The sequence below is a fragment of the Streptomyces sp. NPDC002004 genome (genome assembly GCF_053593975.1).
Genome location: NZ_JBSFDP010000001.1, coordinates 378,805 through 393,899, shown reverse-complemented (window position 1 = coordinate 393,899; position 15,095 = coordinate 378,805). Strand labels below are relative to the sequence as shown.

9 protein-coding genes and 1 pseudogene are annotated in these 15,095 nt (G+C 70.6%); 6 read left to right on the top strand and 4 right to left on the bottom strand.

Features of this window, described 5'->3' with window-relative positions:
• The first annotated feature begins 238 nt into the window (after positions 1-238).
• The 5 genes and pseudogenes from ACWCP6_RS01705 to ACWCP6_RS01685 all read left to right on the top strand — a co-directional run bounded on the left by ACWCP6_RS01705 (position 239) and on the right by ACWCP6_RS01685 (position 8,654).
• Positions 239-3,944, top strand: a pseudogene (locus tag ACWCP6_RS01705) (S8 family serine peptidase).
• A 1,175-nt stretch (positions 3,945-5,119) separates the two neighbouring features.
• Entirely contained in the window at positions 5,120-5,347 is a 228-nt protein-coding gene (locus ACWCP6_RS01700) for a hypothetical protein (RefSeq protein ID WP_450930306.1), read from the top strand.
• A complete protein-coding gene (locus ACWCP6_RS01695) occupies positions 5,347-5,916 on the top strand; it encodes a DUF6879 family protein (protein WP_450930305.1) in 570 nt (189 codons plus the stop codon). The genes ACWCP6_RS01700 and ACWCP6_RS01695 overlap by 1 nt, the downstream gene beginning before the upstream one ends.
• A gap of 37 nt (positions 5,917-5,953) precedes the next feature.
• On the top strand, positions 5,954-8,101 hold the full coding sequence (locus tag ACWCP6_RS01690) for an ATP-binding protein (RefSeq protein WP_450930304.1): 2,148 nt from the start codon (positions 5,954-5,956) through the stop codon (positions 8,099-8,101).
• A complete protein-coding gene (locus ACWCP6_RS01685) occupies positions 8,073-8,654 on the top strand; it encodes an N-acetyltransferase family protein (RefSeq protein WP_450930303.1) in 582 nt (193 codons plus the stop codon). Before ACWCP6_RS01690 ends, ACWCP6_RS01685 begins: the two co-directional genes overlap by 29 nt.
• A 27-nt stretch (positions 8,655-8,681) precedes the next feature.
• Here ACWCP6_RS01685 and ACWCP6_RS01680 read toward each other — a convergent pair whose 3' ends face one another.
• The gene (locus ACWCP6_RS01680; protein ID WP_450930302.1) at positions 8,682-10,070 is read right to left on the bottom strand and encodes a carboxyl transferase domain-containing protein; all 1,389 of its coding nucleotides are present in this window, start codon (positions 10,068-10,070) and stop codon (positions 8,682-8,684) included.
• Positions 10,063-11,592, bottom strand: a complete 1,530-nt coding sequence (locus tag ACWCP6_RS01675) for an acyl-CoA synthetase (protein ID WP_450930301.1) — start codon at positions 11,590-11,592, stop codon at positions 10,063-10,065. The genes ACWCP6_RS01680 and ACWCP6_RS01675 overlap by 8 nt, the downstream gene beginning before the upstream one ends.
• A gap of 315 nt (positions 11,593-11,907) precedes the next feature.
• Here ACWCP6_RS01675 and ACWCP6_RS01670 point away from each other — a divergent pair, with 315 nt between their 5' ends.
• The gene (locus ACWCP6_RS01670; protein WP_450930300.1) at positions 11,908-12,813 is read left to right on the top strand and encodes an ATP-grasp domain-containing protein; all 906 of its coding nucleotides are present in this window, start codon (positions 11,908-11,910) and stop codon (positions 12,811-12,813) included.
• 19 nt (positions 12,814-12,832) lie between these two features.
• Here the strand turns inward: ACWCP6_RS01670 and ACWCP6_RS01665 are convergent, their stop codons facing one another.
• Positions 12,833-14,716 carry an asparagine synthase-related protein gene (locus ACWCP6_RS01665; protein WP_450930299.1) on the bottom strand — a complete coding sequence of 628 codons (1,884 nt, stop codon included), beginning with the start codon at positions 14,714-14,716 and terminating at the stop codon, positions 12,833-12,835.
• Positions 14,701-14,853 carry a hypothetical protein gene (locus ACWCP6_RS01660; protein WP_450930298.1) on the bottom strand — a complete coding sequence of 51 codons (153 nt, stop codon included), beginning with the start codon at positions 14,851-14,853 and terminating at the stop codon, positions 14,701-14,703. The genes ACWCP6_RS01665 and ACWCP6_RS01660 overlap by 16 nt, the downstream gene beginning before the upstream one ends.
• Between the last annotated feature and the right edge of the window lie 242 nt (positions 14,854-15,095).

Here is a 15,095-nt window from a genome sequence, read left to right as displayed (position 1 = left end):
CGCGCGCCCGGCCCACGGCCGCGAGTGACTCCGCCGCCCGGCTCTCGGCCGCAGGCAACTCCTCGACTCCGCCCGGCCGGTGGCCCGCGCCTCGCCCCACCCGGTCCCGCCCCGCCCGGGTCCGGGCGTCGGCTGGCGGGAAGCCGCCAGGGCAGCTTCCCGCCAGGTTCTCCCCACAGCCGTACGGCATCGGCCCCGCGAAACTCTTCGCAGCACTCCGACGAAGAGAGGGCACCGAATGAAGAGGGCTCTGACAGCGGGGCTCGTGCTCGCGCTGCTCCCCATCGGAACGGCGAGCGCGGCGGGGGCGGCTCCGGCCGCCGACGACCGTCCCCCGCGCACCGCCCACGCCGCCCGCGCGGCCCACACCGTGACCCTGGTGACCGGCGACAAGGTGACCGTCACCGACCTCGGCGGCGGCAGGAAGACGGTCACCGTCGACCGCCCCGAGGGTGCGACCGGAGCCGTCTGCACGCTCCGGTCCAACGGCCGCATCACCGTCGTACCGGACGAGGCGCTGCCGTATCTGCGGGCGGGCACCGCTCGACGAGCGGCTGTTCGACGTGAGCGGGCTGATACGCCAAGGGATCGGCGGTGACGGCGAGAAGGGCCGACTGCCGCTGATCGTCACGTACCGGAAGAGCGCGCGGGACACGGCGGGGGTGCCGCGCGGCACGAGCAGGGTGCGGTCGCTGCCGAGCGTCGGCGGGGCCGCGGTGCGCGCCGGCGCGGGGCCGACCTTCTGGAGGACGGTGGCCCCGAGGAGCGCCGCGCCGACGGCGAAGGCGGCCGACGCGAACGGAGCCTTCGCCGACGGCATCGGCAGGATCTGGCTCGACGGGCGCGTGCACGGCGACATGGCCGAGTCGAACGCGCAGATCGGCACGGAGCGGGCCTGGCAGGCCGGGCTGACCGGCAAGGGCGTGAAGGTCGCGGTCCTGGACACCGGCTTCGACGCCGGCCACCCGGACCTGGAGGGACGCGTCGCCGATTCGAAGAGCTTCATCGACGGCCAGGAGGTCACCGACCGCAACGGCCACGGCACCCATGTCACCTCGACCGTCGGCGGCAGCGGAGCCGCGTCCGACGGCAAGGAGAAGGGCGTGGCGCCCGAGGCGACGCTCGCCGTCGGCAAGGTGCTCAGCGACGAGGGCTTCGGCTCCGAGTCGCAGATCATCGCGGGCATGGAGTGGGCCGCCCGCGACGTGCACGCGAAGGTCGTGTCGATGAGCCTCGGCTCGACGGAGCCCAGCGACGGCACCGACCCGATGGCACAGGCCGTGAACACCCTCTCCCAGGAGACCGGCGCCCTGTTCGTCGTCGCGGCCGGGAACTCCGGCGCCCCCGGTTCCATCGGCTCGCCCGGCGCCGCCGACTCCGCCCTGACCGTCGGCGCCGTCGACTCCTCCGACCGGGCGGCCTATTTCACCAGCCAGGGCCCCCGGTACGGCGACAACGCCCTCAAGCCCGACATCTCCGCGCCCGGCGTCGACATCCTCGCCGCCCGCTCCCAGTACGTGAGCGGCACCGGCCCGTACACCGCCATGAGCGGTACGTCGATGGCGACCCCGCACATCGCGGGCGTGGCCGCGCTGCTCGCCCAGAAGCACCCCGACTGGAGCGGCACCCAGCTGAAGAACGCGCTGATGTCGACGTCGAAGGAGCTCGACGCCTCCGCGTACGAGCTGGGTGCGGGCCGGGTGTCCGTGCCCGACGCGGTCGACGCGACGGTCACCGCGACGGGCGGCGTCGACTTCGGCTTCACTTCCTGGCCGTACGACGGCCACAAGCCCGTGACGAGGACGCTCACCTACACCAACTCCTCCGATGACCCGGTCGAGTTGACCCTTGCCGCGCAGGGCGCGGCCGACGGCGTCGTGTCGCTCGCCGACAGCGGGCTGACCGTCCCGGCACACGGCACCGCCTCCACCACCGTCACCGGCGACGGCGCGCACGCGCCGGTCGGGAACACCTCCGGCCGGATCGTCGCATCGTCCGACGGCAGACCCGTCGCACACACCGCCTTCGGGCTCGTCAAGGAGGACGAGCGGTACACGCTCACCGTCCACGTCAAGGACCGCGACGGCGCCGCGACCGGCGCGAACCTGGCGGTGCAACAGCTCGCCGCGGGCGTGGACGCCGTCCCGGCCCGGGTCGGCGACTCCGGCACCCTCGCACTGCGGCTGAAGCCGGGCACGTACAGCCTGACCTCGTTCCTCGACGTGCGCGGCAGCCACGGCAAGGACTCGCTCGGCCTCGGCTTCCTGGCCGCGCCCGAGATCACCCTCGACCGCGACCGCGAGGTCACCCTCGACGCGCGGACGCTGCGCGAGGTCAGGGCCCGCGTCGACCGCCGCACCGAGACCCGTCAGCTGCTGATGGAGTACAACCGCAGTGGCAACGGCAACACGCTGTTCGACGCGGTCCAGGTGCCCGTGAAGTACGACAGCCTCTTCGCCGCGCCCACCCCGAAGGTGAGCCGGGGCAGCTTCGAGTACCGCACCGTCTGGCGGCTCGGCAAGCCGCAGCTCATGGTCGACGGCGTGCGCGACGCGCTCGTCACCCTCGGCGGCACGCTCGCCGAAGGCCGCAGCAGCCTGCGCATCACGGACGCCGGGAACGGCGCACCCGCCGACTACGCGGGCAAGGACGTGCGCGGCCGCGCCGTACTCGCGCGCCTCGCCGACGGGGCCGACCCCGTGGCGCTCGCCCAGGCCGCCCAGGACGCCGGCGCCAAGGCCCTGTTCGTCACCGACGACCGGCCCGGCCGCCTCAACACCTGGTTCGGCACCGCCGACTACACGGACCGCCCGATGCAGATCGCCACGGTGGACACGGCCGACGCCGCGGTGCTGCGCACGGCGGCACGCACCGGCAAGCGCATCACGATGACCGGCACCGCCAACTCGCCGTACATGTACGACCTGTCCGACGGGCACAAGGGCGCGGTCCCGGACCGCGACCTCACCTACGCTCCGGGCGACGGCGAGCTGGCCGCCCTGAGCACCGCCTTCCACGGCGACCGGCCCGCCGATGGCGGCGAGTTCCGCTACTCGATCACCGACGCCTTCCCGATCGGCCTCGGCTTCCTCGAGCGGATCGACTACCCGGCCGAGCGGACCGACTACGTCTCCACGGAGCCCGGCCAGCTGTGGCACGAGTCCGTGCAGAACGGGCCGTTCGCCCTGGAGGAGCGCAGCGGGCTGATCCGCTACCGGGGCGGAACGCACCGGCGGCTCGACTGGTTCAAGCCGGTCTGGCACCCGTGGCTGGGCACCGGCCTCGGCTGGGGCCAGCAGCGGGCGGGCAACGACCTGCAGTTCAACACCCCCGGCTGGGGCGACTCGGGGCCCGACCACACCGGCTTCGGCGATGTGTGGACCCCGGAGAACGGCATGACCCAGACCACCGAGGCCTACTTGGACGGAAAGCTGGTCCAGCGGCGCACCGGCTCCGGGGTCTATGTGTGGGACGCACCCGCCGACGAGCACACCTACGAGGTGGTCACGGACACCGCCCTCGACCCGGAGAAGTGGCGGCTGTCGGCCAGGGGCCACTCCGAGTGGACCTTCAGGTCGGCGAAGACGCCGGACGACCGGTGGACGTTCCTGCCGCTGATCAACCTCGGCTTCGACGTGGACACCGACCTCGCGGGCGACGTCCGCGACGGGCGGGTGCCGATCGGCATCTCCGCCGCGTACGTGAAGGGAGCGGCCGGCACCGGCACCATCGGCGGCGGCGCCCTGGAGGTGTCGTACGACGACGGCAGGACCTGGCGGTCGGTCCCCCTGGACCGGAACGGCGGACGTGACGGCCGGACCGCCTGGCGCGGCGCCCTGAAGGTGCCCCACGGCACCGGTTTCGTCTCGCTGCGCGCGTCGGCGGGCGACGACCGTGGCGGCAGGGTGACACAGGAGATCATCCGCGCGGTGGGCGTGCGGTAGCCCCGACACCACCGGGCACACAAGGGCGCCGCCACCCCGGGACGGGGGAGGCGGCGCCCGGCGTACGCCCCGGCCGGTCCCACTGGCGAACGCGGCGTCACACCGGCCGACTTCGCTGCCGCTCGAACGGCGAACTGCACATGCAGCGAGCGCCGCGCGGAGGGCTCGCCATTCTCACCTCTTGTAGATCTGCGTAGCCACAGCAGCAGTCAAGGCGCGTCAGCAGTCTCAGAGTCGCGCATCACTTAGCGTGTCAGTGGCCTTGAGGGCTCTCCTGCCGCCACGGGGCAATGGTGTTCATGACCGAGCCCCCAGAGTGATGAAGCGGCGAGCGGTGCCGCCGTGCGGGGCAAGGTGTCAGCACCTTCAGGTTCATCGACGAGGCGCACCCAGGGAGCTTCGCTGGTTCGGGAGACAGGGGACCTACCAACTGCTATACAACACTTACGGTCTGTAGTGGCGCTCGGGGGTGGGACCGAGTGGACCCGATTTCAGCAGGGCTTCTGGTGGCATTGGCCAGCGGCGCGGGAGGTGCCGCAGGGGCGCAAGCCTGGACGGGACTCGGTGCGTTGATGCGCCGGCCGTTCCAGCGTGGCGATCGGCTGGTGACGGGAGAGTCGACTCCGGGACTGCGGGAACTGACGGCTCTTGAAGTCAATCCTTACGTGACGGGTGCGGCGCGAGCGCTTGCCGATGCGCTCAAGGAGCGAGCGGAGGACGACTCGGACTTTGGTCGATCTCTGGTTGCCTGGCTGGAACAGGCCAAGGTCGGCCGGCTGAGGATGGGCGGGTCAACAACATCAGTGGTGAGGCACAGGGGAACGTTCTTCAGGCCAGCGACCTTCACGGCGACGTTTCTTTCGGGCCTACGTCACCTCCCCGGTCCATGGATGCGGATCAAGGTTGAGCATGTATGCAGGAGCCTCGATCGCTGCTCATGTTGTTGACAAGCGCCGCATCAAATATCTGCACCGGCAACTGCGACCCCAGTGCTCACTCTCATGTGCCGAATTCGATGTCATCTCCGGCGAGTTAGCGTTCCTTTTCGGCGGTCGACGAAATAAATCAGCCAAGAGTAGCGTAATACGCTATCTCGTCCGTGGCATCCTTGACGGACTTCACGCTACGCCCCTAGCCTTTCACGGAACGGGATTGTCGCCCAGAAGGGGGCAAGAATGAAGCTCACCAAGCTGTACAAAGATCAGGGGTCCGGCGGAAATGGCTGCCCGACGGTCTATCTCGGTGAGACTGGAGAGCTGGTCGTGCAGGGCCACATAGTGGACAGTGCCACGTTCGAAGAGCTGGAGAATGTCCTGCCGGGAGAAGGTGCCGTTCGCATCGCCGCAGACGTCGTGGCCGGCGCCATGGAGCGGTACTACAGTCAGCAGAGTGAGGGGCGCTAGTGGGGCGCAAGTTCTACTCCTTGGCGGATGAGGAATTCAACCGCCTCTTCACCGAGTTCAAGTTCACGGCCTACCGCTTGGAATCTCTTCAACGGTATGACGTGTCCTATGAGCAAGATGAATTCGCACGATTCCTCTCCGGTGAATCGAGAGGAGAATTTCCCGGCATCGCAGAGTGGATCGACGGCACTGTCGCCAAGGCGGTAGCGGCCGGAAAGAGCCTGAGCCGGGTTCACGTGGTCGAGCTTCCGGCATCCGACTACGTTCGCTTTGAATGCGCTTGGGCCTACGAGCATACGACAGAGGCGGGCGAAGACGTACGGATTCTGCCGGTCACGAATCAGGAGTGGCCGTCAGAGCTGCCGCACTACGACTACTGGCTCTTCGACTCCAATCAGCTCGTTGCCATGTTCTACGACGACGACGGTAGCTTCTCGGCCGCCGAGATCATCGACGATCCGCGACGAGTCGTCGAGGCCAACTACTGGCGTGACGTTGCTCAAGCGTCTGCTATCCCGTATCGGGAGTTCGTTCGCACATATCCGGATCAACTCGGGATTTCAGGCTGAACAAAAACGCGCCGTCACCGGAAATAGGACTGGATAAATGGCCAACGAGCCGAAATCTGTCTCGAACAAATTTTCAGGTGGCGACAGCGGTGCAGTGGTTCAGGCTGGCATCGTGCATGGCGATTCCTTCCCTCCACCTCGCCAGCTTCCTTACGAAGTCCCGGGGTTCGTCAACCGCCTGAACGAGTTGACTGTACTGGACGCCCTGTACCCGCAACCCTCCGAGGGGAGTCAGGATAATACGCCGGCCGTAGTGACGGCAATTACCGGAGGGCCGGGCGTCGGGAAGACCGCGCTCGCGCTGCGCTGGGCTCACAAAGTGCGCAGTCGTTTCGTAGATGGCGATCTGTACATCGACATGCGTGGATTCAACTCCAGCGATGCCCTGCGCCCTGATCAGGCCCTGGATTCCTTCCTGCGGGCGCTTGGTGTGGAGGCAGACCGTATCCCGTTCGATGAGCAGGAGCGGGCTGCGCTGTTCCGCTCACTACTCTACGGGAAGAAAGTCCTATTATTCATCGACAATGTTTCGTCGGTGGCTCAAATTAGACAGGTAATCCCCGCCTCGCCCTCTAGCCTTGTATTGATCACCAGCCGTAGTACGTTGTCTGGCTTAGTGGCGCGGGAGGGAGCAGCGCGTGTGACGCTCGATGTACTGTCGCCGGAGGAGTCGGTCCACCTCCTACGTGAAGTGCTCGGTGGAGCAAGGGTCGATTCGGAACCCGAAGCGGCCCGGCGAGTGGCGCAGCTCTGTGGTTGCCTGCCTCTGGCTCTGCGGGTCGTGGCTGAACGAGCGGCCAGTAGACCGCTTCTTTCGCTGACGGAACTTGTTGATGAGCTCGTTGACGAGCAGGACTTTCTCGATGCATTGGCCGATCGAGAAGACGAACTCAGCGATGTGCGCGCGGTCTTCTCTTGGTCTTACAGAGCGCTCTCGGAGCAGACGAGGAAAGCGTTTCGCCTGCTGGGCCTGCATGAAGGGAAGGCTCTGGGCGGCAGTTCTGCGGCAGCACTTCTCACAGTTAGTCCGGCAGTGGCTCGGCGTAGGATCCGTGAGCTGACCGAGGTCCATCTTCTGCATGAAATTTCCAGGGACCGGTACCGCATGCACGATCTACTACGCTCATATTCACTGGAGCGGGCTGTTGCTGAGGATCCTCAGGAGGAGAGAACCCGTGCCGTTCGTCGGGGTCTCACCTGGTACTTGCTGAGCGCCGAAGCCGGCCGGAAGGCCATCCTTCCGCATTCACACGCAATTCCTTTGGTGCCTCCCGGTGAGGTGCGTGCGATCGAATCCTTCGATAATGCTGCTGAGGCAATGCAGTGGTTTGAAACCGAGCGTGAGAACTTGGTCTCCGCGCTACGGCAAGCAGTTAAATGGGGTCAGTACGACATTGCCTGGATGCTTCCTGTGGTCACCGACGGATTTTTCGAGTTGGGATCGCATTGGGTGGATTGGAAGTATGTTCACGAAGTGGGGCTGGACGCTGCCCGTCTCATTGGGGATGATCTGGGTGAAGCGTCAAATCTTCTGTGTCTTGGGGATGTGAGTTGGCGGTCCAAATCATACGACGACGCCGCTGGGAATTATCGACGCGCAATCGAACTCAGTCGAAACATCGATGATGCGTGGCTTCTGGGCTTTTCGCTCAGGGGCCTGGGGCTGGTGGCGGTGGAGCAGGGTGACCCTGCGGCTGAGGGGCACTTTGAATCCGCACTGGCCGTGTTCAGGACGCATGGAATCAGGCGTGGGGAGGGCATGAGCATGCTGAGCCTCGCCGAGTGTGAGCGTGCCCGGAATGATCACGCTGAATCCGCTTCCCACTGTCGGCAAGCTCTGGATATCTTTCGCGAAATCGGTGACAGGTGGAGTGAAGCGTGGGGCTCACTTCCTCTTGCTGTAAGCCCTATGGCATTGGGTGATGCCCATGCTGCTGAAGATTACCTTGTGCGGGCTATCGGGATATTCCACGAGTTCACAGATCGACGCAGTGAGGCGTTGGCGCTTACGCAACTTGGTGAGTCGTTTCTGGTGCGCCATGAATCAGCAAGTGCCCGTGATTGCTGGGAAAAGGCCGTGATCATCTACGACGATCTGGGGGATCCGCTTGCTGATCAACTTCGAAGGCGGATCGACGACAGTGTGCGCATGGAGAATGGAGATCAGAGCGGTGGGCGCGAATAAAGTCATATTCGAAACGGGTGGCCCTGATTTGGCCAGTGCTTGGTTCTCCCGGATCTGCGGCGTACATGACGACGTCTTTTCGCGAGAGCCTTTCGCGTGGGTTCCGGAGATGTCGCCGCAACATGAAAAGGAGCTTTCAGGTCTTGCGAACAATCCAGGGTTTAAAGTTGTTGTAGTCAGGCGCGGGGATCATCTTATTGGGTATATCTACGGCCATCCGCTCGCTGTGAACCACGGTTGGTGGCACGACTTCTTGGAGCCGCTTCCCGTCGAATTTGTCCGTGAATGGAACGGGAGAACTTTCGCCGCCATCAGTATGGGGGTCCGCCCCGAATGGCGCGGACGCGGACTCGGGAGGCGTCTGATGGACGCGCTGCTGGACGGCCGCCAAGAGCAGCGTGCTGTCCTCTCTGTGCAACCAACAGCCCTCTCCACGCAGGAATTTTACCGGCATTTGGGGTGGCGTACTGTCGGCAGAAAGGGGCCTCTGGCGGGCGTCACGCCGCCCTTCTGGGACATCTACGTACGTGAACTCGGGATTCAAGGGGCCTGAGAGGCGTCATGAATGGCGGCGGACCTGCTATCGCTCCCCCGGCCCCACGATTCCCCGTACGACGCCCAGTTCCACCAGGTCCTGGGGGCGCAGTCGGAGTTGGTCGGCCGTTGCTCGGGTCTCGTCGGGGGCGCGTTTGAGGATGGCGGCCGCGAGCTCCGGGGCGATGACGGAGAAGTAACTGTCCGGTGTGGCCCAGGTGTTGCCGGGCGCCGCCAGGGCCAGCGCGCCGCCGGAGCCGCCCTCGCCGATGACGAGTGTCGTCACCGGGGTGCGGGCGGTGGCCACCGCGTCGAAGACGTCGGCGATCGCGGCGCCCGCGCCGGCGTGTTCCGCCGCCGCGTCGTTCGCCGCGCCGGGCGTGTCCACCAGTGTCAGCACCGGGATGCCGAGCCGCCCGGCCAGCCGGATCAGCCGCGCCGCCGTGCGGTACCCGGCGGGCCGGGTCGCCGTTCCGCGCTGCGCGGCGAAGGCCACCGTACGTCCGTCGTGGCGGCCGAAACCGCAGAGCATGCCGTCGTCGGCGGCGCCACCGGAGCGAGCGCCGTGGAGGGCCACCCTCCGGTCGAAGTAGGCATCCAGATAGGCCTCGGCGCGCGGGCGGCGCGGGTCCCGGGCCCGGAGCACGGCGTCCCAGCCGGTGGCCGGCAGGCCGGAGTGCGCGCCCAGGGCGGCCGGGGGCGGCGCGGCGGCGGGCCGGCCTGCCGGGGCGTCCGGCACGGCGGCAGCGGGCGGTCCGACCGTCAGCAGGCCGAGCCACAGGCCGAGCACCTGGGGCAGCTCCTGCGCCGGCACCACCCCGTCGACCGAGCCCACCGCGTACTGCGACTCCGCGGTGTATGCCGCCGGGTCCGCGTCGGGCGGGCGGACCCGGGAGCCCGCGAAGCCGATCTGGGCGGACGGCAGTGCCAGGGTGACATCGGCGCCGGCGCCGAGGGTCGCCCAGCCGCCGCCCGTGGTCGGGTCGCGCAGCACGGCGATCTGCGGCAGCCCCGCCTCACGCGTCAGCGCCGAGGCGCGGGCCACCCGTTGCAACTGGACGAGCGCGCGCATGCCCTCCTGCATCCGGCTGCCGCCCGTCGCGACGAACGAGACGACGGGCAGCCGCTGTTCGCGCGCATACGCATGGGCCGCCTCCAGCCGGTCCCCGGTGCGCTCGCCCAACGAGCCCCCGAGGAAGCCGAACTCGAACACGATCAGCACCGCCCGGGTGCCGCCCACCGTCGCGGTCCCGCAGACGACGGACTCGCTCTCGCCGGTGCGGGACGATGCTCGGGCGTGTGCCGCGTCGTATCCCGCCCAGCCGAGCGGACCGTCGGGCGGGACCGCCCGCCCGGGTATCGGCAGGTCGTCGAAGTCGGCGGCGACGAGCGCGATCACGTCACGCGCCGTGATCCGCCGCGCGGCCTCAGGCATGCAGCGCCCGCTTCATGACCTTGCCCATGTCGTTGCGGGGCAGCGCCTCCAGATAGCGCACCGTGCGCGGGCGCTTGTGCGGGGCGAGCCGTTCGGCGACATGGTCCGCCAGCTCCTCGGCGGAGGGAGCGGCGCCGGGTGACGCGGGGACGATCCACGCGACGATCCGCTCGCCCAGATCCTCGTCGGGCTCGCCGGTCACCGCCGCCTCGCGCACACCGGGGTGTTCGAGGAGCGCGTTCTCGATCTCCCCCGCGCCGATCTTGTAGCCGCCGCTCTTGATCAGGTCGGTGGCCTTGCGCCCCACGATCCGTAGGGAGCCGTCCGGGTCGCGGACCGCCATGTCCCCGGTCCGGAACCAGCCGTCCTCCGCGAACGCCGCAGCCGTCGCGTCCGGCCGGTTCAGATACTCGGTGAACAGATTCGTCCCGCGCACCTGGATCTCGCCGACGCTCTCCCCGTCGTACGTCCCGATCGGCGCCCCCGCCTCGTCGACGAGCCGCAGGTCGACACCGGGCAGCGGCACCCCGACCGTGCCGGGACGGGCCCCGCCGTCCGCGCGGCCGCCCGGCCGGGAGCCCGGGGGTGTCCACCGGACCGAGCACAGCATCAGCGTCTCCGTCATGCCGTACCGCTCGATGACGGGTCGCCCGGTCGCCGCTTCGATCCGCTCGTGGTCGTGCACGGGCAGCGCGGCGGAGCCGGACACGAGCAGCCGCGCCCCGGAGAGCGCCCGCGCCAGCTCCGGGTCCCCGGGCAGTGTCTCGGCGATGCGGTGGTACATCGTCGGCACCCCGAACAGCATGGTTGCCCCGCAGGCCAGTTCCCGCGCCACGCCCTTCGTGGAGAACCGGCCCAGGTGCCGCACCTCGCCGCCCCGCCTCAGCGGTCCGAGGATCCCGAGGATCAGACCGTGCACATGGAACAGCGGCAGGCCGTGCACGAGCACGTCGTCGCCGGTCCACCGCCAGGCGTCCGCGAGCGCGTCCAGGGTGGCGGCGATCGCACGGCGCGGGATGACGACCCCCTTCGGCGGGCCGGTGGTGCCGGAGGTGTAGACGATGAACGCGGGGGCCGACTCGTCCTCGGGCTCGGCGGGCGCAGCCGCCGCCCCGGAGCCGGCGGCGGCCACGTCCGCGTGCACGGCCACATCCGTGTCCGTGTCCACGACCACGTCCACGCGCTTCACGTCGCCGAGGGCCGGCGGCAGGGCGTCGCCCGGCGCGGTGAGCACGAGAGCCGGGGCGCTGTCGGAGACGATGTGCGTCAGCTCGCTCCCGCCGGACTTGGGGTTGAGCGGCACGACCGGCACCCCGGCCCGCAGCGCGGCCACCACGGCGACGGCGGTCTCCAGGCCGGGCGTGGCCCAGACGGCGACCCGCGGCGCGCCGTCGAGGCGGGCGGCGAGGGCCGCGGTCGCATGTGCGAGCCGGCCGTACGTCAGTGCTCGGTCGCCGAAGCGCAGGGCACACCGGTCGGCGCCGGGGCCCCCGCTCGTCAGGGCCGGGAAGAGAGAGGACACGCGTCGCACTCCTTGCGCACGAGGGATCGACTGCTCCCAACCTACGCGCGCCCGGGCGGCGCAGCCACGGCGCCGGGCCGCCCCCGGCCCGCCCGCCGTCGCGGTGCTCCCGGCCGGGCGACGGGCGTCGTCCGGGCGCCCCGACCAGGGCGCGGGTGCGCGGAGTTCAGGGGTGGCGGCGCACGGTGCGGCCACCCCGGTGCCGCTCCCCGCCCCGGGCGGTGGCCTGCCCCGTGGCGGTTCCCGGGGCGGAGGGCGAGGCTCCGGGGGCGGGGTTGTTAGCCTGCGCGCGGAGCCCCGAGACGAGGAGACGCCATGCCAGGCACCGCCCGTAAGCCCTGCCGGATCGCGCTGGTCACCAGCCGCCCCGGCCCGGGAGCGAGCGAGGACCGCGATCTGCCCCTGCTCGTGGCCGCGCTCGTCGCCGCGGGGGCCGAGGCACAGGCCGTGTACTGGGACGACGCCGAGGCCGACTGGGGCGGCTACGACCTGGCCGTGATCAGGTCCACCTGGGACTACAGCTGGCGCACGGCCGAATTCGTGGCCTGGGCCGAGCGGTGCGCCGCGCGGACCACGCTCGCCAACCCGGCGGGGGTGGTGCGCTGGAACAGCGACAAGAGGTACCTGGGGGATCTCGCGGCGGCCGGCGTGCCGGTGGTGCCCACCCGCTATCTCGCCCCGGGCGACCCGCTCGAACTGCCGGACGGCGACGGCGAGTACGTGGTGAAGCCCACGGCGGGCGCGGGCGCCCGGTTCGCCGCCCGGTACACGGCGGGGGAGCGGGAGACGGCGAGGCGACAGCTGGAGCGCATGCACGCCGAGGGGCTGACGGCGATGGTGCAGCCGTACATGCGCCGCATCGACGCGGCGGGCGAACGTGCGCTGCTGTTCTTCGGCGGCCGCTTCCTGCACGCGATACGCAAGGGTGCGGTCCTCGCGTCCGGCACCGCCTACGACGCGGAGAAGGTCCCGCACCCCGACGCCCGGCCCTGGGACCCCACCCCCGGCGAACTGGCCGTCGCCCGGCAGGCACTCGCCGCCGTCCCCGGCACACCGGAGCTGCTGTACGCCCGCGTGGACCTCGTCGACGGCGACGACGGCGAACCGCTGGTCATGGAGCTGGAACTCCTGGAGCCCAACCTCTTCCTGGGTGTCCACCCGGGCTCGCTGCCCGCGGTCACCGAGGCGATCCTCGGGGCCGCCACGCTCGCGGCAGGGTGAGCGGCTGCCGACGCGGGCTTCACGGGGATCCCTCCGTCGTGGTCAGGGGATGGGCGCCGGGCGGCCGGGCCCCGTCCGTCAGCGACCTCAGCCACACCTCGCAGGCCAGCGTCGGCTCCAGGGCCGTCAGGAACGCCGGCGGCGCGTCGGTGACGTGGGCCGCGCGCAGTCCCGCCTGCACGGCGGCGTCGTCGACGAGGCCGCGGCGGGCCAGCTCGGAGCCGTCGAACAGCCCCAGCAGCGCCCCGAGGTTCCGGCGCATCCCGTCGTGGACGTCCTCGCCGTAGCCGTAGCCGTAGCTGCCCCCGGCCCCACGGCCGAGGAGGTCGTCGGGAACCAGACCGCGCATCGCCTCCGCGAGCAGCGGTGCGCGGCGGCCGCCCGCGGTGCGCTCCGTGAGCCGTACCGCGAGAGCGGCCTCGACGACCCGGTCGTCGAGATAGGGGGCGGCGACATGCACGCCGTGCGCGGCCATCAGCCGCTCGGCATAGCGGACCGCGGCGCCCGCCCGGCGCACGGAGTCCAGCACGGCGTGCGCCCCGCATCCCGCGGCGAGCGGTTCGGGCCTTCGCCCCGCCGCGTCCAGCAGCAGGCCGCGCACCGCCCCGGCGGCCTCCGCGGTGGCCCAGGCCGGCATACGCAGCGGTGGGGTCCAGCCGAGTGCCGCACGGCCCGGTGACGGCGGCGGGGCACCCAGCCGCTCCGCGCTGCGCGCCAGCCAGGCAGGGAACGTCCGGGATCCGGCGAGTGCCCGCCCGGGAGCGGCGAGCGGTCCGCGCGCCAGAGCGCGCCGCGCGCGCACGAGGGGATGCCATACGTCCGGGCGGGGCCCGGTGACGGTGGGCGCGGGCGCCGCCGGGGCGGGGAACAGTTCGTCCCCGCCGTGCCCGCACAGGTGCAGACGCGATCCGCGGGCCGCGACGGTCCGGCCGGCGTCGGCGAAGCGGGCGGCGGACCGCACCCGGTAGGGAGGCTCGGAGGCCAGGACCGTCCCTTCGGTCCGTCCGCCGAGACGGGCGAACAGCGTCGGCGCGTTCTCGTACGCCGTCACCACGTGCTCGGCGTCCGGCAGCAGGGCGGCGCTGCGGTCCGTCCACACCGCGTCGTCGCCCCCGGGGCCGAACTGCGGTGTGCGGACGGTGATCAGATGGGGTCTCGCACGGGCCGCGAGATGGGCCACCGCGCCCTGGGCCGTCCCGCCCGACAGCTCGGCGCTGACCACGTCGCCCGCGCCGACCCGCCCGAACACCGCCTCGGTCAGGGCCTCGCGCACCGCCGCCGTGCCCTGCGCCCGCGTCGGTGCGGGCTCGGGTGGGGACCACCAACGGGCCGTGGTGGCCGTCCCGTCGGGCTCCAGCTGCAGACAGTGGTCGGGCGGCACCTGCGCCACACCCTGCCACAGCGGCCGCTCCCGCAGCGGATGGGGAACCCCCGGTGCGAGCAGCCGCGCCGCGAGCAGGTCCTCGTCGATGTCCGCGCCGGTGAGCGCCGCGAGCGTGTCGGGGCGGTCGGCGGCCACCGTGACCCCGCCGAACAGGGTGTGGAACACGGCCCGCACCCCGGACGCCGTCCCGTGCACCCGGACCCGGCCGCCGACCGAGGCGATCAGGTGGGCGCTGCCGTGCAGCCGGCGCGCCAGGTCCGCCGGTTCGGCCAGGTCCCGCAACTCGGCCGCCATCGCGTCGAGCCGGCGGGCGGTGACGGGGCAGAACCCGGCCACCGCCACCCGGGCGCGGCCCGCCCCGGCCACCCGCACCGCGCCGGTCGGCCAGTGCCCCACGAGCCAGGGCCGCCCCGACGCATGGGGGATCACCCGGACACCGGGCACCGCGCACAGGGCGAGGGCGGCGGTACGGGCGCCGTGGGTGTCCGGGAGGACCGTGAACGTCAGCTCGGCAGACACGGGTTGTCCCGGATGCCGCGGAGCCCGAGGGGACCGGGCCCCAGGGAGCCGCCGGTGGACGGCCCGGTGGCGACGTCGGCGGCCGCGGCTCCAAGGGAGCCGTACGCCGCCTTCCGCGCCGAGTCGCGTTCCTCCATGCCGACGTCCCTCCTGTCGCGCCGCGGGCGAAGGAGATCGCCGACGGACAGCAACAGTGTGTAGTTGATCCAATACCCAGAGCAATGGGGCGCGGGTGGTGCGACGGCGATCGGGGCGCGCCCGGTCCGCCCCCGTGGTGCATCGATGGAGACGTTTGCCCGTGCGGCATCCCGTGCCGGGCCCGGTGGCGGGTCCGCTCGACGGTCACGGTGCGGTCCGCCGTCGGCACGCTCCCGAGGAG